Annotated in this window: 20 protein-coding genes; 8 read left to right on the plus strand and 12 right to left on the minus strand. The window is 55.6% G+C overall.

The window, feature by feature from the left end:
- Positions 1 to 20: 20 nt before the first annotated feature.
- The 8 genes from ghrB to EE896_RS00145 all read right to left on the minus strand — a co-directional run bounded on the left by ghrB (position 21) and on the right by EE896_RS00145 (position 7,788).
- Positions 21 to 995: a glyoxylate/hydroxypyruvate reductase GhrB gene (gene ghrB, locus EE896_RS00110; protein WP_008926385.1), complete on the minus strand. Its 975-nt coding sequence runs from the start codon at positions 993 to 995 to the stop codon at positions 21 to 23.
- A gap of 74 nt (positions 996 to 1,069) precedes the next feature.
- Positions 1,070 to 2,350 carry an MFS transporter gene (locus tag EE896_RS00115; RefSeq protein ID WP_003849602.1) on the minus strand — a complete coding sequence of 427 codons (1,281 nt, stop codon included), beginning with the start codon at positions 2,348 to 2,350 and terminating at the stop codon, positions 1,070 to 1,072.
- 32 nt (positions 2,351 to 2,382) lie between these two features.
- Entirely contained in the window at positions 2,383 to 3,342 is a 960-nt protein-coding gene (locus EE896_RS00120; protein ID WP_140916046.1) for a sugar kinase, read from the minus strand.
- 9 nt (positions 3,343 to 3,351) lie between these two features.
- On the minus strand, positions 3,352 to 4,101 hold the full coding sequence (locus EE896_RS00125; RefSeq protein ID WP_003849598.1) for a sugar phosphate isomerase/epimerase family protein: 750 nt from the start codon (positions 4,099 to 4,101) through the stop codon (positions 3,352 to 3,354).
- 139 nt (positions 4,102 to 4,240) lie between these two features.
- A complete protein-coding gene (locus EE896_RS00130) occupies positions 4,241 to 5,266 on the minus strand; it encodes a LacI family DNA-binding transcriptional regulator (protein ID WP_003849597.1) in 1,026 nt (341 codons plus the stop codon).
- Positions 5,267 to 5,331: 65 nt separating this feature from the next.
- Positions 5,332 to 6,312 (minus strand): LacI family DNA-binding transcriptional regulator, encoded by a 981-nt coding sequence (locus EE896_RS00135; RefSeq protein ID WP_140916044.1) that lies wholly within the window; start codon positions 6,310 to 6,312, stop codon positions 5,332 to 5,334.
- Between the two features lie 139 nt (positions 6,313 to 6,451).
- Positions 6,452 to 7,111 carry an OmpA family lipoprotein gene (locus tag EE896_RS00140; RefSeq protein WP_003849594.1) on the minus strand — a complete coding sequence of 220 codons (660 nt, stop codon included), beginning with the start codon at positions 7,109 to 7,111 and terminating at the stop codon, positions 6,452 to 6,454.
- Between the two features lie 110 nt (positions 7,112 to 7,221).
- Positions 7,222 to 7,788, minus strand: coding sequence for a DNA-3-methyladenine glycosylase I (locus tag EE896_RS00145; RefSeq protein WP_003849593.1), 567 nt, complete (start codon positions 7,786 to 7,788; stop codon positions 7,222 to 7,224).
- Positions 7,789 to 7,943: 155 nt separating this feature from the next.
- Here EE896_RS00145 and EE896_RS00150 point away from each other — a divergent pair, with 155 nt between their 5' ends.
- The 5 genes from EE896_RS00150 (at position 7,944) to EE896_RS00170 (ending at position 12,205) form a co-directional block, all read left to right on the plus strand.
- Entirely contained in the window at positions 7,944 to 8,630 is a 687-nt protein-coding gene (locus tag EE896_RS00150) for a hypothetical protein (RefSeq protein WP_003849591.1), read from the plus strand.
- A gap of 74 nt (positions 8,631 to 8,704) precedes the next feature.
- Positions 8,705 to 9,385 carry a hypothetical protein gene (locus EE896_RS00155; protein ID WP_033743345.1) on the plus strand — a complete coding sequence of 227 codons (681 nt, stop codon included), beginning with the start codon at positions 8,705 to 8,707 and terminating at the stop codon, positions 9,383 to 9,385.
- 111 nt (positions 9,386 to 9,496) lie between these two features.
- A complete protein-coding gene (dnaT, locus tag EE896_RS00160; protein WP_008926380.1) occupies positions 9,497 to 10,033 on the plus strand; it encodes a primosomal protein DnaT in 537 nt (178 codons plus the stop codon).
- On the plus strand, positions 10,033 to 10,773 hold the full coding sequence (gene dnaC / locus EE896_RS00165) for a replicative helicase loader DnaC (protein ID WP_003849584.1): 741 nt from the start codon (positions 10,033 to 10,035) through the stop codon (positions 10,771 to 10,773). Before dnaT ends, dnaC begins: the two co-directional genes overlap by 1 nt.
- Positions 10,774 to 11,071: 298 nt before the next feature.
- Positions 11,072 to 12,205: an ROK family protein gene (locus tag EE896_RS00170; protein ID WP_003849580.1), complete on the plus strand. Its 1,134-nt coding sequence runs from the start codon at positions 11,072 to 11,074 to the stop codon at positions 12,203 to 12,205.
- Positions 12,206 to 12,263: 58 nt separating this feature from the next.
- On the opposite strand, the gene xylR is transcribed toward EE896_RS00170, so the two are convergent.
- The 4 genes from xylR to xylF form a co-directional block, all read right to left on the minus strand.
- A complete protein-coding gene (xylR, locus tag EE896_RS00175; protein WP_140916043.1) occupies positions 12,264 to 13,442 on the minus strand; it encodes a D-xylose utilization transcriptional activator XylR in 1,179 nt (392 codons plus the stop codon).
- A 93-nt stretch (positions 13,443 to 13,535) separates the two neighbouring features.
- Positions 13,536 to 14,720, minus strand: coding sequence for a xylose ABC transporter permease XylH (gene xylH / locus EE896_RS00180; RefSeq protein WP_003849574.1), 1,185 nt, complete (start codon positions 14,718 to 14,720; stop codon positions 13,536 to 13,538).
- Entirely contained in the window at positions 14,713 to 16,233 is a 1,521-nt protein-coding gene (locus tag EE896_RS00185) for a xylose ABC transporter ATP-binding protein (protein WP_003849573.1), read from the minus strand. Before EE896_RS00185 ends, xylH begins: the two co-directional genes overlap by 8 nt.
- Positions 16,234 to 16,261: 28 nt before the next feature.
- Positions 16,262 to 17,254, minus strand: a complete 993-nt coding sequence (gene xylF / locus EE896_RS00190; protein ID WP_003849571.1) for a D-xylose ABC transporter substrate-binding protein — start codon at positions 17,252 to 17,254, stop codon at positions 16,262 to 16,264.
- Between the two features lie 344 nt (positions 17,255 to 17,598).
- Between xylF and xylA the strand changes: the two genes are divergently transcribed.
- The 3 genes from xylA (at position 17,599) to EE896_RS00205 (ending at position 21,406) form a co-directional block, all read left to right on the plus strand.
- The gene (xylA, locus tag EE896_RS00195; RefSeq protein ID WP_003849568.1) at positions 17,599 to 18,921 is read left to right on the plus strand and encodes a xylose isomerase; all 1,323 of its coding nucleotides are present in this window, start codon (positions 17,599 to 17,601) and stop codon (positions 18,919 to 18,921) included.
- Between the two features lie 17 nt (positions 18,922 to 18,938).
- Positions 18,939 to 20,381, plus strand: a complete 1,443-nt coding sequence (xylB, locus tag EE896_RS00200) for a xylulokinase (RefSeq protein WP_003849566.1) — start codon at positions 18,939 to 18,941, stop codon at positions 20,379 to 20,381.
- A gap of 539 nt (positions 20,382 to 20,920) precedes the next feature.
- Positions 20,921 to 21,406 carry a hypothetical protein gene (locus EE896_RS00205; protein ID WP_008926378.1) on the plus strand — a complete coding sequence of 162 codons (486 nt, stop codon included), beginning with the start codon at positions 20,921 to 20,923 and terminating at the stop codon, positions 21,404 to 21,406.
- Positions 21,407 to 21,703: the final 297 nt, after the last annotated feature.

Genomic DNA, 21,703 nt, shown 5'->3' on the forward strand with positions numbered 1-21,703 from the left:
GCAATGGGAAGGCGTGGGGATTACTTCAGTGCCTGCGGGTTAACGCAGTTCTTCTCGACGCTTCCGCCAAGTGCGGCGATGAGATTTTCTACCGCATCCTGCATCATGCCGTAACGGGTTTCGTGTGTCGCAGAACCGATGTGCGGCAGCGTCACCACATTGGGCAATGACAGCAGTGGGGAGTCGGCAGAGACCGGCTCCTGCTCAAACACATCCAGTCCGGCGGCATGCAGTTTGCCTGCCTGCAAGGCAGCGATCAGCGCCTTCTCATCCACCACCGGTCCGCGCCCGGCGTTGATCAGCACCGCATCCGGTTTCATCAGGTCCAGCTCGGCGGCCCCAATCAGATGGTGTGTCTCTTCAGTCAGCGGCAGGCTAATGCAGACGAAATCACTCTGCTTCAGCAGCGCTTCCCGTTCACAGCGCTGTGCGCCAAAGCGTGACTGTGCCTCCTCATGCTCACGGCGGGCGTTATAGAGGATTTTCATGCCAAAACCAAAGTGCGCCCGCTGCGCAAGCGCCATCCCGATACGTCCCATGCCGAGAATACCCAGCGTTTTATGGTGTACGTCGATGCCGAACTGCGCCGGTCCGATGCTCTTCTGCCAGTTACCCGCTTTAACCCAGGCATCCAGTTCCGGCACCCGGCGCGCCGTGCTCAGCACCAGCGCCATCATGGTGTCTGCCACGGTTTCGGTCAGCACGGTCGGCGTGTGCATCAGCACCACATTACGCTGATTCAGGGCGTCTACATCAAAATTGTCGTAGCCCACAGAGACGCTGGAGCAGACGCGAAGATTGGGCATTTTCGCCAGCAGCTCGCCATTCACTTTACCGCCCGATCCCAGCAGACCTTCTGCCTGCTGGAAATCCGCAGCATACTTCTGCTGGCTCTCTGGTGAGAGATCGCTGATTTCCGTCACGTCACACTGTTCAGCCAGGCGGGCATAAAGATCGTCAGGCAGTTTTTTATAAAGAATTACAGCGGGTTTCATTCGGTGGCTCCCGGTCAATAAGTTACGGGCGGCTTGCAGGCCGCCCGGAGAAATAGAGGCTAACGTTTACGCTTTCAGGCCGGTTTCGCCCCCTGCAGCGGTGGCGCTTTATTCTGCGCCGGCTTCACAATCAGCGTCAGCCACACCGAAACCAGCAGGGCCGATCCCATAAAGATGTAGGAGGCGGATGGGCTGCCGGTTGCTCCATTAAGATAGCCGACAATCCATGAACCGATAAACGATCCCAGCGCACCCATGCTGTTGATCAACGCCATTGCACCACCGGCAACATTACGCGGCAGCATTTCAGGGATGATGGCAAAGAACGGTCCGTAAGGCGCATACATCGCGGCACCGGCAATCACCAACAGGGTGTAGGACATCCAGAAGTGGTTAGATCCCACCAGGTACGAGCCGAGGAAAGCCAGCGCACCGATCAGCAGCAGTGGCCAGACGAACAGCTTGCGGTTCTGGGTTTTGTCAGACGCCCAGGAGACAATCACCATCGCAATGGTCGCCGCCAGATAAGGCACCGCTGACAACCAGCCCGCTTCGACCATGCCCATCTGCGTGCCGTTACGCAGAATCGACGGCAGCCACAGCACAAAGCCATACACGCCGATGCTCCAGGCAAAATATTGCAGACAGAGAATGATCACGTTGCGGTTACGGAACGCTTCACCGTAGTTGCGCACCGCTTTGATGTTTTCCTGCTCTTTCTGCAGTTCAGCCTGCAACGCCGCTTTCTCGGCATCGCTCATCCAGCGCGCCTGTGCGGGTTTATCCTGCACCAGGAACCACCAGGCGATCGCCCAGATCACCGCAGGAATCCCTTCGATGATAAACATCTCACGCCAGCCAAAGGATTCGATCAGATAGCCCGACACCACCGACATCCACAGCACCGTGACGGGATTCCCCAGGATCAGGAAGGTGTTGGCGCGCGAACGCTCCGATTTGGTAAACCAGTTGCTGATATAAATCAGCATCGCAGGCATTACCGCAGCTTCCACCACGCCCAGAACAAAGCGAATGGCTGCCAGCATCGGAATGTTGCTGACCACGCCGGTCAGCGAGGCGCAGCCGCCCCACAGAATCAGGCAAACGAAGATCAGTTTTTTGACGCTGCGGCGTTCGGCGTAAATCGCACCCGGGATCTGGAAGAAGAAGTAACCCAGGAAGAACAGCGCACCCAGCAGCGAGGACATGCCTTTGGTGATGCCGAGATCGTCATTAATCCCGGCAGCAGAAGCGAAGCTAAAATTTGCACGATCAAGATACGCCAGGCTGTAGGTGATAAACACGATGGGCATGATGAACCACCAGCGTTTTGGCGCGATTGTCTGCTTTTTCATCGGGAACTCCTGTGACTGTAGAGGGGCGCGAACTACACGTCGCCCAGTTGCTGACGCGTCGGCAGACCTTCGCTGTCACCAATGACCTGAATCGCCATCGAACCAATTTTGTTGCCGCGACGAATCGCCTGCGGCAGCGACTGACCTTCCAGCAGGGCGCTGATAACGCCAACGGCAAAACCGTCACCGGCACCCACGGTATCCACCACGTTATCGACTTTTATCGCCTCAACCTGACCCTTTTCGCCCTGCGACGTTTTATACCAGGCACCGTCACAACCGGTTTTTATGACCACGGCTTTGACACCCTTGTCGAGATAGAAATCGGCGATCGCTTCCGGCTGACGATAACCGGTCAGAATCAGCCCCTCTTTTTCGCCCGGCAGCACCCAGTCGGCATACTCCGCCAGCAGATTGAGTTGCTTACGCATCTCCTCTTCGCTGCGCCACAACACCGGCCGCAGGTTAGGGTCAAACGAAATAGTTTTACCGCGTGCACGCATTTCTTTGGCGGTGTGCTTCAGCAGCGCCAGCGAGCTCTCTGACAGCGCCGCCGCCACACCGCTCAGGTGCAGATGACGCGCCGAGCCGAAATAGTCTGCATCAAAATCCTCAACCGACAGATGGCTGGCCGCCGAGCCTTTACGAAAATATTCCACCAGCGGATCAGAACCGTCATCGACTTTGGACTTGAGCTGAAAACCGGTGGGATAGCGTTTATCGACCGTCACACAGGCGTGGTCGATACCCTCTTTTTCCAGCTGCTGGCAGATAAACCGGCCGAAAGCGTCATCGCCGATACGGCTGACCCAGCCCACTTTCAGGCCAAGACGTGCCAGGCCGGTCGCCACATTGAGTTCAGCGCCCGCAGCACGTTTAACAAAGGTCTCTGCTGCGGCCAGATCGCCAGTCTCGCGGGCGATAAACATCGCCATCGCTTCACCGATGGTGACCACATCAAGCTGACCGTTGTGATGATTAATGTGCGTCATATCTGTTCCTTACACGTTACGCAGCAGCGACACGTAGTGGCGTGTCACCGCAGTCAGATCGTCGCCTTCCAGCGGAAATTCGATACCGCGCGGTGCCTGTGCGGGCAGCTGTTGCAGCAGCGTGCGCCAGTGGTCATCCGCCTCATCCAGCGCAATCGCCCGGAAGCTATCCTGGTGCGGCACGGCCGCTTTGACGTGCACATAACCCACCTGCGCGGCCAGTTGTTGCGCTGCCTGGTCGGCATCTTCCCCGGTCCAGCACCAGTTACCCATATCAAAGGTCATGCTGATCGGCAGATCGGCTTCCCTGACCGCCGTAAAAAATGCGACGGACGGCGCCAGTCGACCATGCTCAGTCTGGTCATTTTCCACGGTCAGCTGAAACGGCAGATCCGCCAGCAGCGCCTGCAACGTTTCGCGAGGGAGTGCACCGGTAAAGTCTCCCAGCGCCACTTTCAGCCGCTGAGCGTTTAACTGGCGTGCTTCTTCAACGTAGTGGATCAGGCGTGGATTGATTTCGCCGCCGTCACAAAACAGCGTATCGGGCACCGAATAGCTGGCGTGCAGCTGATGCTGCGCCACCGCCCGGCCCAGCGCGGGCAGATCGGTAAGCGCCGTGTCATCAAGCAGTTCGCGGCGGATTTCAACGCCGTCAGCGCCCGCCTGCTGAATAATCGGCAGCAGCGCACGCTGACCGCCGAGTGCGGCGATCTGCGCGTGGCCATAAGCGGCGGTCACCACGATGATGTCAGGTTTCATGTTCTACTCCATGGCAGGGTTCTGCCCATAACGAATAGAAAAACCCTAAATGGAACCGGTTCCAAAGCAAAGGAGCAAACTGTGAAATTATGATCGTGCTCACGAAGCGAGCACGTAAACGGAAGGTTAAATCTGAAATTCAGCCCAGAGGCTGGCTTGAGCCGCGAACAATCAGTTCACCAGAGAAGACCTGCTCGCCAACCGGCACATCACTGCCCTCAATACGGGCAATCAGGCGTTCCAGTGCACTGAAGCCAATCTGCCAGGTGGGTTGTTTCAGCGTGGTGATACCGACACCGGCCAGCGCCGCCCACTCCAGTTCATCAAAACCGAGCAGGCCGATATCGCGACCCCAGTGCAGATTGAGTCGTTGTAACGATCGCGCCACCTGCAGCGTCAGCGCCCCGTTGGCGACCATCACCGCGCAGCGTTTGCCGGTATGACGCTGATGGAAGGCCAGCAACGCCTGGTCCAGCGCATCGGGCTGATGCAGCCCCACTTCAGTATTCTCATGCTCAACCTGAGGATGCGTTGCCAGCAGCTGGCGGAAAGCCTGCAGACGCTCGCGGCGAGTGTTGACGCTGCCCAGCGGCTCACTCAGAAACAGCAGTGCGTTATAGCCATTGTCGACCAGATGGCGCGTGGCTGTTTCAGCCGCTTCGGCGTTATTCAGTCCCACTACATCGCAGGGAAAATCGGGGATTTTTCGGTCAATCAGCACCATTGGCAGCAGGGATTGTTGCAGATGATTCAGCACCTCTTCACGCATACCGACCGCGTTAACCACGATGCCTTCTACCTGATAGCTGCTAAGCAGTTGCAGATAGTGCTGCTCCAGATCCACTTCATTATTGGTGTTACACATCAGCAGGGTAAAACCCTGCTCGCGGCAGGCGGCTTCAATACCGCTCATCACATCAACGGAATAGGGATTGGTGATATCGGCAATAATCAGCCCGATCAGGCGGGTACGTCCGCGCTTCAGGCCGCGCGCCATCTGGCTTGGACGATAGCTGAGATCGGCAATCGCCTGCTCAATCCGCGCTTTTAAACCGTCAGAAAGCAGATGCAGCTCGCCATTGAGATAGCGTGAAACGCTGGTTTTGCCCGTTCGTGCCGCGTGAGCAACATCGCTGATGGTGGCACGAGGCGGCCTGATTTTCATGAGATATCCTGCGAAATGAGAAACCAGGCAGAGACTAGCACAAGCAAAGCTCACCGCAAAAAGTGCTATACCGGTAATTGCAGCCAGGGTTGCCAAAGGGTCTGTAACGTTTCCGGTGGTGCGCCATTGATCAGCTGGATGACCATTTCAACCACCTGCTCTCCGGCCTGGTGCGGTGTTGCCTGGCGAATAGCGACAATGGGATGATCGAGAATCGCATCACGCGGCAATCCCTCCCAGCCTGCCAGCAGAATGGCACGCTCACCTGCTGACCGTCCTGCCTGATGCAGTGCCAGAGCTGCGCCTTCAGCCAGCACAGCGCAGTCGGTGATAATCACTTCCGGTACCGCCGCCTCTGCCAGCCACGGCCTGGTTTGCTGATAGCCGGCACGGCGAGACGGCGACACAGCCGCCATCGCATAAGGTGCGACATCGCCCAGCGCGGTCAGATATCCCTGACGACGCTCACGCACCTGCGTGCTGTGTTCGTTGCTACCGAGCCAGGCTATCCGCTGCCGTCCCTGCGCCAGCGACCAGCTCACCGCCATCTGCGAACCCGCGAAGTGATCCACATCAAACCAGGCATAAGTGGGTGGCAGATCGCTGCGGCCCAGCGCCAGAAAGCGAAAATTAGCCTGAAGCAGCGCATGAAGTCGGCTGTCATCGGGCGTAGTGTGACCGACGATAAGGGCATCCACGGCCCCACTGCGCAACAGATGTGTCAGTGTCGACTGACTCTGCTGCTTATCCATCAGTAACAGCAGATTAATGTCATGACAGGCAAGGTGATGATCCAGCGACAGCAGCATGTCGCTAAAGTCGCTGCCACTCAGAGAAGATGCACTGATCGGGTAGATAAGACCCACCGCGTTAGCGCGACCGGTTTTCAGACGCCGCGCCGCTGCATTGGGTCGGTAGCCGCGCCGCTGCGCTTCCTCTTCGATACGCTTACGCGTTTCGTGAGCAACGTCCTGATAACCATTAAGGGCACGACTGACCGTCGTCACGGAAAGGCCTAAAACCGTAGCGATGGCTTTAAGAGACATGAGGAAATATTCTCTGATCAATTTTTGATCAGGCTACCATAAAGCGTCTGCTGGCTCTATTCGCCGAAACATTACTGGTTCTTTTAGCGGAAGGCTTTACAGAAAAAAGACGCCCCCAGGTCGGGGGCGCGCGCGATTATTACAGTGGGCTGAGCGTGATCTCAACACGACGGTTTTGTGCTTTGCCTGCTTCGGTGCTGTTGGTGGCAACCGGATTATCCGGGCCTGCACCCTGCGTACGCAGGCGATCGCTGGCAACACCCTGCACGATCAACGCGCTGGCAACACTTTCAGCACGCTGTTGAGACAGGCGCATGTTCAGTGCACGGCTGCCAGTGCTGTCGGTGTAACCTACGACGTTTACCGCTGTTTTCGGATACTCTTTCAGCACCATTGAAACACCGGTCAGGGTATTTGCACCGGCCGGTTTCAGATTGCTGCTATTAGAGTCGAAGGTGACATTATTTGGCATATTCAGAACGATGTTATCGCCATTACGGGTCACGCTGACACCCGTGCCGCGCATTTTGTCGCGCAGTTTCGCTTCCTGTACATCCATGTAGTAGCCCACGCCACCGCCCAGTGCAGCACCGCCAGCGGCACCAATCAGTGCGCCTTTACGACGATCTTTTTTCGACGAGGAGAGCACGCCGACACCGGCACCCACGAGTGCGCCCAGGCCCGCGCCCACGCCTGACTTACCCGCCTGAGATTCGCCGGTGTAAGGATTGGTCGTACACCCTGGCAGGGCCAGGGTGCCGCTTAATAACAAAGTGATGGCGATTAATTTTTTCTGCATTTTTGTTCCCTTACATTCGACACACAGGGAAAAACCTTTCCCATAAGTGGCACGATTATGCCGCCTGATGCCAGGGAATGTAGTGCGGAAAAATCCTGATTTAACGGGAATCACGTCTTTTGATTGTCAGGATGACAAAAACAGTTGCTCTGATGATCATTTATCAGCCCACAGGCCTGCATAAAGGAGTAGCAAATTGTGGGGCCGATGAATTTAAAACCACGCTGCTTTAACGCCTTAGAGAGCGCAATGGCGTGCTCTGACGTCGTGGGTGCCTGGCTGTAATCAGGATAATCGTGAACGATTTGCACGTTATCGACAAATTGCCAGACGAAGTGGCTGAAATCCTCGCCTTTCGTCTCCATTTCAAGATAAGCACGCGCGTTAGCGATAATGGCCGCGATTTTACCCGCGTGGCGGATAATGCCGCTGTTGAGCATCAGCGCGTCAATATCTGTGGAATCCATCAATGCTATGGCCTGCGGATCAAACTGGTGAAAGGCCGCCCGATAGTTTTCCCGCTTTTTCAGCACGGTGATCCAGGATAATCCCGCCTGCTGCCCTTCCAGACAAAGCATCTCAAACAGCGCGCGCTTGTCTCTTTGCACCACACCCCATTCACGGTCGTGATAGGCCAGATAGAGGGGATCCTGCGTTACCCAACCACATCGTTGCATCACTTTTTTCCTTTAATGACGTGAAAATTCTGGCGGTCCGCTTGATCTTAGAATTTATCGGTTGATAGTTAAACAACCACCGGTTAAATAACAGAGACGGGCCGAAAATTTAATTAAGACGCCGGATAATAACTTCAGTTTTGCCCGGAGAAGCGATGGTGCCGAGAAGCGGTTGGAAAGGTCTGCGGACCTGCTGTGCTGTATGCCTGTTACTCTTAACGCAACCGACTTTTGCCCGCGGTGGCACCTCTGCGCCTCAACATCCCGTCTTCTCTCCCGACTACGACACGATCCTGGCGGAGAAGATCGCCCTGAACCCACTCGCCTTCAGCGATGAAAGCCGCGCCCTGTTTGAAGCCGCCATTAACTCGCCTACCGCATCCCCCATTGCCCTGCACAGTGAAACCGGCAGCGTAGGCACTACGCCGCTGGGAAAACGCTATCGGGCGGGCGTTGACCTGCCTATTGCCCCGTCACTCACCACCGGACCCGTGGCGCAGTATGCGGTCGATCCGCAGCAGATGAACTGTCTGCAATGCGATTACAGCGATCAGCAGAGCCGTGAGCAGAGCGCCAGCGTCGGCTGGCGCATTGATTCGAAACAGGGATGGATATCGCCCTGGGCGCAGCTGAGTTATCACTATCTGATGGCCGATACATCGCAGAATCCCCGGCGCGAGGCAACCAACGGCTCTGATCAATCCGATGGCATTGATGTGAGCATCGGTGCACAAATGCCACTCAACGCGAATCTGGCGGCTTTTGCTGCGTTTTCACAAAGTGAGGCGCTGAATAATCAGGAGCAGCAACTTTATACCTTTGGATTCAGTGCCAGCTTCTAGCGGGGCATAAAATGAGAAAGGGAATCGGGCGTTTAAAATATAATGAGTCCGCTAATCATTATACCGGTAACCTTATGCGCAACGATTTGACAATTATTGGCCGCGAAATAGCGGTTTTCCTTCTGGCAGCTCTGGTTCTCGCGTTGACTATCGTCCCTGTCTACATTGATGTGGCCTGGATGAACGACGCGCTCCACGAAACCTCTTTTACTGAAACCACCCAGGAATGCATGCTGGCGATGATCGCCGCACTGTTCTTTATTGCGGCTCGCCGTCGTCCCGCTCAGCGCGGGGCGCTGACCTTAGTGGCGGGCTTTTACAGCTGCATGCTCATCCGCGAACTCGACTTTGTTTTTGATACTTTTCAGCACGGCAGCTGGGTCTGGTTTGCTCTGGCCGTTACGGCGGGTTCGCTGGCTGTCGCGCTGCGGACGCCAAAAAAAACCGTGCATGCGCTGGCGAATCTGCTGCTGCATCGCAGCTGGCCGGTGATGGCCTCTGGCTTCTTAGTGGTGCTGGTCTTCTCCCGCCTGTTTGGTGTGCATGCGCTGTGGCAGCATCTGATGCTGGGAGATTACAACCGCGTGGTGAAAAACATGGCCGAAGAGGGTACCGAGCTTCTGGGATACAGCCTCTGCTGGCTCGCCTCAGTGCGCTATTTGTGGCAGACCCGTCCGGCTGCTGCGGGTGTCCGGGTACAAATCACCGAATCTGCACCGGCCCGCCACGCGACCTCCACGGTCACCTCACACTGATCCGCAGCGTTGCTTTTTAAGCGATCCGCACCCTTAAAACAGGTACAATAAACACTTCTGCGTCGGTGATGGGTTCCCGACGCAAGGTGTTCGTTAACCTCAGGTCTTTTCATGTCAGCTAAAATCTTAACTTCAACGCTTATTGGCCTGGATGCCTTCCGACAGGATCCGCTGACTGCCCTGCAGCAGGCGGAAAAGGGCACGCTGGCGGTGTTAGATAACTATGCGCCGGTGATGTACGCCATCACACCGACGCGTCTGGCTGAGCTGCTGGCGCTGGAAACCGCCGCCCGGCAGCCAAATGATGTGGCGCTGGATGACAGCCTGTATGACGACGCGCCCGCCGCGATTCATACGCCGGCAGGCAAGTTCGCCATGTATCAGGGCTGGCAGCCGGATGCCGACTTTACCCGTCAGGCCGCCATCTGGGGCGTGGCGCTAAGTGAACCGGTGACGCCCAGCGAGCTGGCGGCCTTTGTGGCCTACTGGCAGGCCGAAGGCCGGATGTTCCATCATGTGCAGTGGCAACAAAAGCTGGCGCGCAGCATTCAGATGAACCGCGCCGCAAACGGCGGGCAACCGAAGCGTGATATTACGCAGTTGCCTGATCCTGACCGTACCATTCCCGATGGTTTCCGAGGTGAATGATGAAAACGCCCAACGATCTCTTTAACCGTCTGAAAAGAATGATGCCTGAGGGCACCCGGCCGAAATTTGCCAATGGTGAAGAGCTGCTGGCGTGGAATCAGGAGCAGGGTCGCCTGCGTTCAGAGGCGATTGTGCGTGAAAACCGCGCAATGAAAATGCAGCGCGTGATGGGCCGATCCGGTATTCGTGAGCTGCACATGAACTGCTCATTTGATAATTACCGGGTAGAGAACGAGGGACAGCGCAAAGCGCTGGAGCTGGCACGTCAGTACGCTGCCGAATTTGATGGCAGCATCGCCAGCTTTGTCTTTTCAGGACGTCCCGGCACCGGTAAGAACCATCTGGCTGCCGCGATTGGCAATGACCTGATTCTGCGCGGTAAAAGCGTGCTGATCGTGACGGTGGCCGATCTAATGTCGAGTATGAAGGGCACCTTCAGCGGCAGTAGCGGCATTACCGAAGAACGGCTGATTCAGGATCTCAGCAGCGTTGATCTGCTGGTGATTGATGAAATTGGTATGCAGAGCGAATCGCGCTACGAAAAAGTGATCATCAACCAGATAGTTGATCGCCGTTCTTCGTCGAAACGACCGACCGGCATGTTATCTAACCTCGACCATGCAGGTATGAATGCACTGCTGGGTGAACGCGTCATGGATCGTATGCGGCTCGGTAACAGCCTGTGGGTGCGTTTCGACTGGGAAAGCTATCGCAGTCGGGTGCGCGGCGACGAATATTAATCAGTGACCCGGCTGTGCCGGGTCACTGCGTTAATCGGGCCTGATGTTCCGCATCCTTGCCATTCACCACCCTTGCTTTGTCTTTCTCCCCTACCCGGCGCAGACAACGGTGCTGCACCCGCAGTCTCGCCCGCTCCGCCGGTACCACAGAACACCCGTGTTAATCCGGCAATCCGATCATCATCACGATCTCCGCCACCGTCGATTGGGTTGTGTGAAACAGCACGCAAAGTGTGGGATGAAGAATCCGCATGGGCTGATACACTCAATTGTTACTCCTCTGTTGAGTGAACCCGTGATGAAAACGAATGGCAAAGGCCCTGCACTACTGAGACTGAATAACCAGAAACGGGTGATGAGTCAGCTGCGTAAGCTGCGCGTGACGTCGCGTCAGGATCTGGCGGAGGTGCTGACACTCAGCAAAAATACCGTCTCATTAATCATTGATGACCTGCTTGAACAAGGCCTGATCGAAGAGCTGGGCCCGGTCAGCGTGGCGGCCGCCGGACGGCCTAAAATCGGGATTACCCTCAGGCCAGAAAAACTTAAGAGCGCAGGCATTATGGTGGAACGCAACGTGGTCCACTGGCGGGTCTGCGACTATTTTTCCCAGGTACTGGCTGAAGCGACACTACGTACTGATACCAGTAATCCGACCCGCCTGCTGGCTGAGCTGGCCATGCTGTGCCGTGAACTGACTGAGCACTATCCCGATTTGCTCGGCATTGGCCTGGGCTTTCCCGGCATCGTTGATCCGCGACGCGGCTGGATGCACATTTCATTGCCGCTTGAATGGCAGGATGTTGACCTGCTGAGCGCGCTACGCAAGCACGTTCGTCTGCCGATTCGCATTATGAACAATGTTAAAGCCGCCGCGCTGCTGGCTGTTGATCAGCGTGGATTATCGGTGGAGAGCAGCCATTTTTATCTGCGTATTTCAGAGGGGATTGGCGGCGCACTGGTACAGCATGGCGAAGTCTTTACCGGCCACAGCTGGACGGCGGGCGAGGCCGGCCATCTGGTTGTCCAGCCCGAAGGGCCGCGTTGCAGTTGTGGTCGTCGGGGTTGCCTTGAAGCGCTGGTCAGTCAGCCTGCGATTAAACAACAGCTGGCACAGCGTCAGCCCGGGCTGAGCTGGCAGAACCGCGACAGCGCGCCACGCGTGGTGGATGAGGTGATGGCGCTGGCAGGTGGCTATCTGGGTGCGGCACTGAGTCAGATTATGCTGCTGCTCAATCCCGCCACAATCATCATTGATTGTCCGTGGAACGCCAGTGAGCGCTTCTGTAAGGCGGTACGCGATACCGCACACGGTAACGCGCTGGCTTTTACCGCCGCGCATACTCAGCTGCAGTTCCCGGAGAACCGGATTGACCCGGCTAACGGGCTGGCACTGGCGGTGCTGGAGGAGAGGGAGCAGCGGGTGTTTTAGTGCCCCGGTCCGTGCTTTTTTACCCGATATCCATCCCCGCCAGACTCACCCTTTCCTGCTACAACACATTCTCACCAAAATGCTGGCGATACTCTTTTGGAGTGGTGTCGTAGCTTTTGCGGAACACTGAATAGAAGTATTGCAGCGAAGGGTAACCGCACATTTGCGAGATCTCATTGATATTGAGCGATGAAGAAGCCAGCAGTTCGCGCGCTTTTTCCAGTTTTTCGCGATGAATCATGGCATGAATGGTGTCGCCGGTCTCATCACGAAAGCGTTTTTCCAGATTAGATCGCGACAGCCCGACCGCATCCAGCACCTGTTCCACCTTAATGCCCTTACAGGCGTTAAAGCGGATGTAGTGCATTGCCTGAATCACCGCCGGATCGCGCAGTGAGCGGAAGTCGGTTGAGCGCCTTGCGATGACTTTCACCGGCGGCACCAGAATGCGCTGAAGGGGCAGAGGCTGATTATCCAGCAACCGGTGCAGCAGTTTGGCCGCCTGATAACCCATCTGCCGTGAACCCTGCGCCACGGACGAGAGCGCGACGCGTGACAGATAGCGGGTCAGCTCCTCATTATCAATCCCGATCACCGTTAACTTTTCCGGTACAGGTATTTTCAGGTGTTCACAGGCTTGCAGCAGATGTCGCGCCCGGGAGTCAGTCACGGCGATAATGCCGGTTTGCGGCGGCAGTGTCTGCAGCCAGTCGGCGAGCCGGTTCTGCGCGTGCTGCCAGTTTTCCGGCGCGGTCTCCATGCCCTGATAGACCACGCCCTGGTAACGCTCACGCCCTACCAGCTTACGAAATGCCTGTTCCCGCTCCTGCGCCCAGCGCTTGCCACTGGAGGCCGGTAAACCATAAAAGGCAAAGCGGTTGATGCCCTTCTCTTTCAGATGCAGAAAAGCTTTCTCCACCAGCGCGGCGTTGTCAGTGGCGATGTAATGCACCGGAGGATAATCTTCCTGGCGATGATAAGAGCCACCCACGCCGACAATGGGGACAGAGACATTCGACAGCAGAGCTTCGATAGAGCGATCGTCGTAATCGGCGATCACCCCATCACCCAGCCACTCACGGATGTTGTCGATGCGGCAGCGAAAATCTTCTTCGATGAAGATATCCCAGTCTGTCTGCGACGCCTGTAAATACTCACCGACGCCCTCAACCACCTGACGGTCATACACTTTATTGGCGTTAAACAACAGCGTAATGCGATAACGTTTATCATGCATGATGGCGCGTTCCCTTAAATCCTTAGCGCATTGCATAACACGGCTGAAAGGGGCAAAAAAATTGTTTGCGCCACAATGTGATCGCCCGCGCGATTACACCCGACGCCGCGTTGCGGTATCCATCCACACCGCCAGCAGCAGAATCGCGCCTTTGACGATGTACTGCCAGAAAGTCGGCACATCCATCATGCTCATGCCGTTATCCAGCGAGGCCATGATAAAGGCCCCCATGACCGCGCCCGCAACCGACCCCACGCCGCCCGCCAGGCTGGTGCCGCCAATGACGCAGGCGGCAATCGCGTCGAGTTCCGCAATATTACCCGCCGATGGTGAGCCTGCACCCAGCCGCGAGCTGAGGATCAGCCCGGCAATCGCCACCATCACACCGTTGATGGCAAACACCGCCAGCTTGGTGCGCGCCACGTTAATGCCAGAGAGGCGGGCTGCATCTATGTTGCCGCCGATAGCGTAGATACGACGGCCGAATGCGGTGCGGGTTGCCATAAACATGCCCGCCAGCAGCAGCACAGCCAGCAACAACACCGGCGTAGGTACGCCACGATAATCATTGAGTAACCAGATGGCACCCAGCACTAAGATAGCCGTGATCGCCTGACGCCCCACGGTGCCGCTTGCTGCGCCCTGTGGCAGGCCGAGTTGCTGACGACGCAGCCGCAGCCGCCATTGCCAGAGTGTAAACAGCGCCAGACCTGCAACACCAAAGCCGAAACCGACACCGCCCGGCAGATAACTCTGTCCAATCTGCGACATGCCCGGTGTAATCGGCGCAACGGTGGTGCCATCGGTAATGCCGACCAGAATACCGCGGAACGCCAGCATCCCCGCCAGTGTCACAATAAACGACGGCACTTTGCGATACGCCACCCACCAGCCATTCCAGGTGCCGAGCAGCAGTCCCATCACCAGTGTGACCACGATGGTCAGCGGCAGCGGCCAGCCGAGCCAGACGTCAAAGATTGCCGCCGCGCCGCCCAGCAGACCCATCATAGAACCCACTGACAGGTCGATCTCCGCCGAGATAATCACGAACACCATGCCGACCGCCAGAATGCCGGTGATAGCGGTCTGTCGCAGCAGGTTGGAGACGTTACGCGCACTGAGCCACGAGCCGTCGGTAGTCCAGGTAAAGAACAGCGCAATCAGCACAATCGCGCCCAGCATCACCAGAACCTGCAGGTTGGGCAGCGTGAACCTGCCCGGTGACGGTTTGCCCGGCGTACCTGAGAGGCGGCTTTGGGTACTTTCACTTTTAAGCATAATGTTCACTCCGCAGGGCAGCTTCCATCACCTGCTCCTGAGTCAGATTATCGTTAATCAAATCGGCTTTGATCTGCCCTTCATGCATCACCAGAACCCGATCGCTCAGGCCCAGTACTTCCGGCAGCTCAGAGGAAATCACAATCACCGCGATACCCTGCTGAACCAGCGCATTGATCAGCAGGTAGATCTCCTGACGGGCACCCACATCAATGCCGCGTGTCGGTTCATCCAGGATCAGGATTTTTGGATTGAGCAGCAGGCACTTCGCCAGAATCGCTTTCTGCTGGTTGCCGCCGCTTAAACGGCCAATCGGCAGTTCCGATGAGGAGGTTTTTACGCGCAGCCGACTGATCGCGTCGTTGATCGCTTGCTGCTCCTGCGCTTCATCCAGCGTCGAGAGTCGGTGACTGAACTGATCCAGTGCCGCCAGGGTAATATTTTTGCCCACCGCCATCAGCGGCACGATGCCATCCTTTTTGCGATCTTCCGGCACCATCGCAATGCCGTGCGCAATCGCGGCACGGCAATCAGTGATGTTGACCTGTTTGTCGTTGATCCAGATATCACCCTGCCAGCGCCCAGGCCAGACACCAAACAGGCACTGCACCGTTTCAGTCCTGCCTGCGCCGACCAGCCCGGCAATGCCAAGGATTTCACCGCGTCTGAGTGTGAACGAGACGTTGTTGACGCGGCGGATGTGGCGGTTAACCGGATGCCAGGCGGTGAGATTGTCCACTTTGAGTATCACATCGCCAATCTGATGCGGCGCATGGGGATAGAGCGCGGTCAGCTCGCGTCCGACCATCATGGTGATGATGTCATCTTCGCTCAGGCCTGCCGCAGGACGGGTGGCAATATGCTGGCCGTCACGGATTACGCAGATGGTGTCGGAGATCGCCTTGACCTCGTTCAGCTTGTGCGAGATGTAGATGCAGGCGATACCGTGTTCACGCAGATTACGAATGATGCTCAGCAGCACATCCGTCTCCTGCTCCGTCAGAGAAGAGGTCGGCTCATCCAGAATCAGCAGCCGGACCTGTTTGTTAAGGGCGCGGGCAATCTCCACCAGCTGCTGCTGACCCAGGCCTAACTCGCCCACGCGGGTTGCAGGCGAGACGTTCAGCCCGACCCGCGCCAGCAGTTGCTGGCAGCGCAGGGTCATGGTTTCATCATCCACCATGCCGAAACGACTCAGTTCGGCGCCGAGGAAGATGTTCTCCATCACCGTCAGTTGCCGCACCAGCGCCAGCTCCTGATGGATAATCACAATGCCTTTACGTTCGGTATCGCGAATGGTCTGTGCCTGAATGTCGTCGCCAGAGAAGTGAATCTGTCCCTCAAAATCGCCGTGCGGATAGAGTCCGCACAGGATTTTCATCAGCGTCGATTTGCCCGATCCATTCTCACCGCACAACGACATCACTTCACCCGCCTCAAGTTGCAGGCTGACATCATTCAGCGCCTTAACAGCACCGAAACGTTTGGTGATGTTTTTCATTTCCAGCAGCATCGACTGTTCTCCCTCACGCTATGCGCGGTCAGAGTTCGCTCTGTTTGTGGAAACCGTCTTTCACCACGGTGCTTTCGATATTGTCTTTGTTAACCGGAATCGGCTTCAGCAGCCGTGACGGCACATCTTTCAGGCCATTGTTCAGCGTGCTGTTGCTGGCGGGTGTTTTGCCCTCACCCAGTTCGACGGCTATTTTCGCCGCTTCGGTGGCCAGCTCCGTGATCGGTTTGTAAACCGTCATGGTCTGCGTACCCGCTTTGATACGTTTAATCGCGGCCAGATCGGCATCCTGTCCGGAGATCGCCACTTTTCCGGCCAGCCCCTGCGCGCTAAGGGCCTGAATGGCACCGCCTGCGGTGGCATCATTTGAGGCAACGACCGCATCAATGTGGTTACTGTTGGCGGTCAGGGCATTTTCCATAATTTTCAGGGCGTTTTCCGGCAGCCAGGCATCGACCCACTGATCGCCGACAATTTTAATGCTGCCGTTATCAATATAAGGTTTTAACACTTTCATCTGTCCGGCACGGAACAGGCGGGCGTTATTATCCACTGGCGAACCGCCCATTAAAAAATAGTTGCCCTTAGGCACCTGTTTCACAATGCTTTCGGCCTGCAACTCGCCCACTTTTTCATTATCGAAAGAGATATAAAAATCGATATCGGCATTATTTATCATTCGGTCATAGGCCAGCACTTTAATGCCTTCCCGTTTCGCTTCAGCGACAACGTTACTCAATACCTGACCGTTGTAGGGAATAATCACCAGCACATCGACACCGCGATTGATCATATTTTCAATCTGCGACATCTGTGTCTCTTCGTTGCCGTTGGCTGACTGAACAAACACCTTAGCACCCAGTGTTTCCGCCTGTTTAACGAAAATATTGCGGTCTTTCTGCCAGCGCTCAAGGCGCAAATCGTCAATCGCCATGCCGATCTTCACTTCTTTTGCCACGCTGGTCTGGCTGAACAGCGCCAGCGCCGCGCAGGCGGCGAGCAGTGCATGTTTCATCTTCATTGTGATCATCCTGTAGGTTGAGGCTATTGTCGTTTCAGGCCTATAAACCAGGCGGATGAATTGTTGCCCTTCTTCTCCGGTTACAGCAATTACTGATTTTTATCCGGCTATTACGTTTTTTGGTTTATTTCATTTTTTATGAGCGCGATCGAGGTTTCATCTTTTTAAGACAAGAGAGTGAACAGGTTAAATCATCCCGTTAATAACATTATTTTGCGAGACAGCGCACAAATAATAATTATCTGATGCCCGTTATGAAATATCGTAATTGAGCTGAAGCCACAGCCCCTATTGAATATTGCTTCAACGCAGACCATTCGGGTACTGATGCTAAGGAGCACACCATGCACGCTTATTTCGATCAGATCGATCGGGTTCGTTATGAAGGCACCCAGTCGACGCATCCTCTTGCTTTCCGCCACTACAATCCCGATGAGGTCATCCTCGGCAAGACCATGGCGGAGCATCTGCGCTTTGCTGCCTGTTACTGGCACACCTTCTGCTGGAATGGTGCAGATATGTTTGGCGTGGGGGCTTTTGATCGCCCATGGCAGAAAAGCGGGGATGCGCTACAGCAGGCAAAACTAAAGGCGGATGTGGCCTTTGAGTTTTTCCATAAACTGAATGTGCCGTGGTACTGCTTCCATGACGTTGATGTCTCACCTGAAGGTGATTCGCTGCACAGCTACAAAGAAAACTTTGCCGCTATGACCGATAAACTGCTGGAGAAACAGCAAGAGACTGGCGTGAAACTGTTGTGGGGCACGGCCAACTGCTTTACCCATCCGCGATACGGGGCTGGCGCTGCCACTAATCCCGATCCGGAAGTCTTTGCCTGGGCCGCGACGCAGGTCTGCAGTGCTATGCAGGCGACCAAAACCCTGGGCGGCGAAAACTATGTGTTGTGGGGCGGACGGGAAGGCTATGAAACGCTGCTGAATACCGATCTGCGCCAGGAGCGCGAGCAGATTGGCCGCTTTATGCAAATGGTGGTCGAACACAAACATAAAATTGGCTTCCAGGGCACGCTGCTGATTGAACCGAAACCGCAGGAGCCGACTAAGCATCAGTATGATTATGATGTCGCGACGGTGTATGGCTTCCTGAAACAGTTCGGCCTGGAGAAAGAGATCAAGGTTAACGTGGAGGCCAACCACGCCACGCTGGCGGGCCACTCTTTCCATCATGAAATCGCTACCGCTATTGCGCTGGGTATTTTTGGTTCAGTCGATGCCAACCGCGGCGATCCGCAGTGCGGCTGGGATACCGATCAGTTCCCGGTCAGCGTGGAAGAGAATGCACTGGTGATGTATGAGATCCTTAAAGCGGGCGGCTTTACCACTGGCGGCTTAAACTTTGATGCCAAAGTGCGTCGTCAGAGCACCGATAAATATGATCTCTTCTACGGTCATATTGGCGCGATGGATACCATGGCGCTGGCGCTGAAAGTGGCGGCTCGCATGATCAGCGATGGTGAACTTGATAAGCGTGTGGCACAGCGCTACAGCGGCTGGAATGGTGAGTTCGGTCAGCAAATTTTGAAAGGTGAGTTTTCACTGGAGGCACTGGCGGCGCATGCTCAGCAGCAGCAACTCAATCCGCAGCATCAGAGCGGACGTCAGGAGCAGCTGGAAAATCTGGTGAATCACTACCTGTTTGATTTCTAACCCTTCAGGAGCAGAGCATGTTTATCGGGATCGATTTAGGCACCTCTGGCGTCAAAGTGGTGCTGATGGATGCACAGGGCAACGTGGTGGCGACAGAAACGTCGCCCCTGCAGGTTTCGCGTCCACAGCCCTTGTGGAGTGAACAGGATCCCGAAAGCTGGTGGCAGGCGCTGGAGCTGGCTATGCAGGCGCTGAGCGCGAAGCAGGACCTGCGTGCAGTGCAGGCCATCGGGCTGAGCGGACAGATGCATGGTGCCACGCTGCTCGACAGCGCTAACCAGGTATTACGTCCGGCCATGCTCTGGAATGACGGACGCAGCGAGGCGCAGTGTCGTGAGCTGGAACGGAAGGTGCCGGATTCACGGGCTATCACCGGCAACCTGATGATGCCCGGCTTCACAGCTCCCAAGCTGCTGTGGGTGCAGCAGCATGAACCGGCCATCTTCAGTCAGATTGCTCACGTGCTGTTGCCCAAAGATTATCTGCGCTGGCGATTAAGTGGCGACTTCGCCACTGATATGTCCGATGCCGCAGGGACAATGTGGCTGGATGTGGCGCAGCGTGACTGGAGCGATGTGATGCTGCACGCCTGCGATCTCTGCCGGGAGCAGATGCCGACGCTCTATGAAGGCAATGCCCTGACGGGCACTCTGCATGCTGAACTGGCAACACGGTGGAAGATGAACGCGGTGCCGCTGGCTGCGGGCGGTGGCGACAATGCTGCAGGTGCGATAGGTGTCGGCATGACCGAACCCGGTCAGGGAATGCTGTCGCTGGGGACATCGGGCGTCTACTTTGTGGTAAGCGACGGCTATCTCAGCAATCCGGCGCGCGCGGTACACAGCTTCTGCCATGCGTTACCGCAGCGCTGGCATCTGATGTCGGTGATGCTCAGCGCAGCCTCCTGTCTGGACTGGGCAGCAACGCTGACCGGATGCAAAGATGTTCCTGAGCTGCTGGCTGAAGCGGAGCGCGCACGCGATGACGTACCCGGGTTATGGTTTTTGCCCTATCTTTCCGGTGAGCGTACGCCGCATAACAACCCGAATGCACTGGGCGCCTTCTTTGGCTTTACCCACCAGCATGGCCGGCCTGAGCTGGCACGATCGGTGCTGGAAGGGGTGGGATTTGCTCTGGCGCAGGGCATGGATGTGCTGCATGAGTGTGGCGTGCAGCCAAAGAGTATTATGTTGATCGGCGGCGGCGCACGCAGCACCCTGTGGCGTCAGATGCTGGCGGATATCAGTGGCCAGACGCTGGACTATTGCCACGGAGGTGAAGTGGGTCCGGCTCTGGGCGCCGCAAGGCTGGCGCAGCAGGCGCTGAATCCGGAAGTCACCGTCCCGACGCCGACTCTGGTGCAGCGGCATCAACCGGATCCGGACAAAAGGGTACATTACCAGTCACGTCGGGAGACCTTTTCAATTCTGTATCAGCAACTTCTGCCGCTCATGAAGTAATCCGTCCAGGATGCCCGGTTTAGCAACCGTTTGGCCTGGCATCCTTCCTTATTGCTACTGCCTCTTACTGTTCAGCCGCTGCCGTATTAACGCGTCTCCTGGCGCAGTATCAATTAATGGCCCCCGTCGATAATAAGGTTTAATGCTGGCGTATGCCGATAAGCCAGGCTGGCGATGTTGTCTGCCGGTGTGCGAAGCAGGCGGATACTGTTTACCACCTTGCCCCACTATTCTTTGCACTGACGCTTAATCAGTCAACACCAGAAAAGTGTATCTCAGCTAACTGCCAGCTTATTTCGCTGCTACACTAAAATGCTTCTGTTTTACGTAACGTGAAATTCAGCGTTGATTCAGATTGCGCGGGTTAAACCGGTTAAATACCTTAACGCAAATTAAAACGATTTTTTGGGCGCGCGCATTTAGTTCCAGGCGAGTTATGCAATCATTATCTGCCCGACAATAGAAACTATAATAATAAGAATCAATATCATTATCTTTCACCTGATATATTCAGGTCCAGTAATGCTTAAGGAATTAGCATGTTAAAAGCAATGAAATACTACATCAGCAATCATTATGAGAGCGGAACGTTGTTACATCGGGAAGGGTGTAATTTAATTCCGAAGTCTCTCGACGATCGGACATTTATTGGCACCCTTTATACAGCGCTGCAGGCAATGACCGTAGCTTTACAGCATCACCACGAAGTTGGCCGATGTCTGGTATGCCTGAAACAACCCAATAATGGTCAGGCTGACGCAATAGAAGAAGGAAGTATCAAATCTTTCACGAAGCCAGCTACCACCCTGGTTCAAAGGACTGCGGCCAAAGCAAAGAAGAGGCCTGCGATAGCAGGCCATACGTGCCAGCTAGCTGAAAGATCTGGCATCACACATGCTAGGGTGATGCTGAATAAAAACCCTGAGCCCCAGCAGATATTGGGTCCACAACGGGTGGTGAAGATAAAGAATGGCCTGCAGGTTGTTGCGGTGCAACATTCCCCCTTTCACTGGCAGAGTGAGTAGCACCTGACAACAGAATAAAGTACCTGAAGCAAGTCGCTGACTTATGCCGCAAGCAGATTACTCCGCCTGCGGCTTTTTTTTGGTATTACGCTGTGCGGTAACGGCGCATTACATCCACACCCTGCATGACGATATTACCCACGCTCATCTGACGATAAAAAAAAGACCTGGATAAAATTGTTTAATGATTTACTGCCACAGGTAATAATAACGCTTATCAATCATACCCTTAATGTAACATTTACAGGCTCAGCCAAAGTTATATTGATCAAATATTTTGATCTTATTTTCGATTTA

It is taken from the genome of Pantoea eucalypti (assembly GCF_009646115.1).
GTDB lineage: Bacteria > Pseudomonadota > Gammaproteobacteria > Enterobacterales > Enterobacteriaceae > Pantoea > Pantoea eucalypti.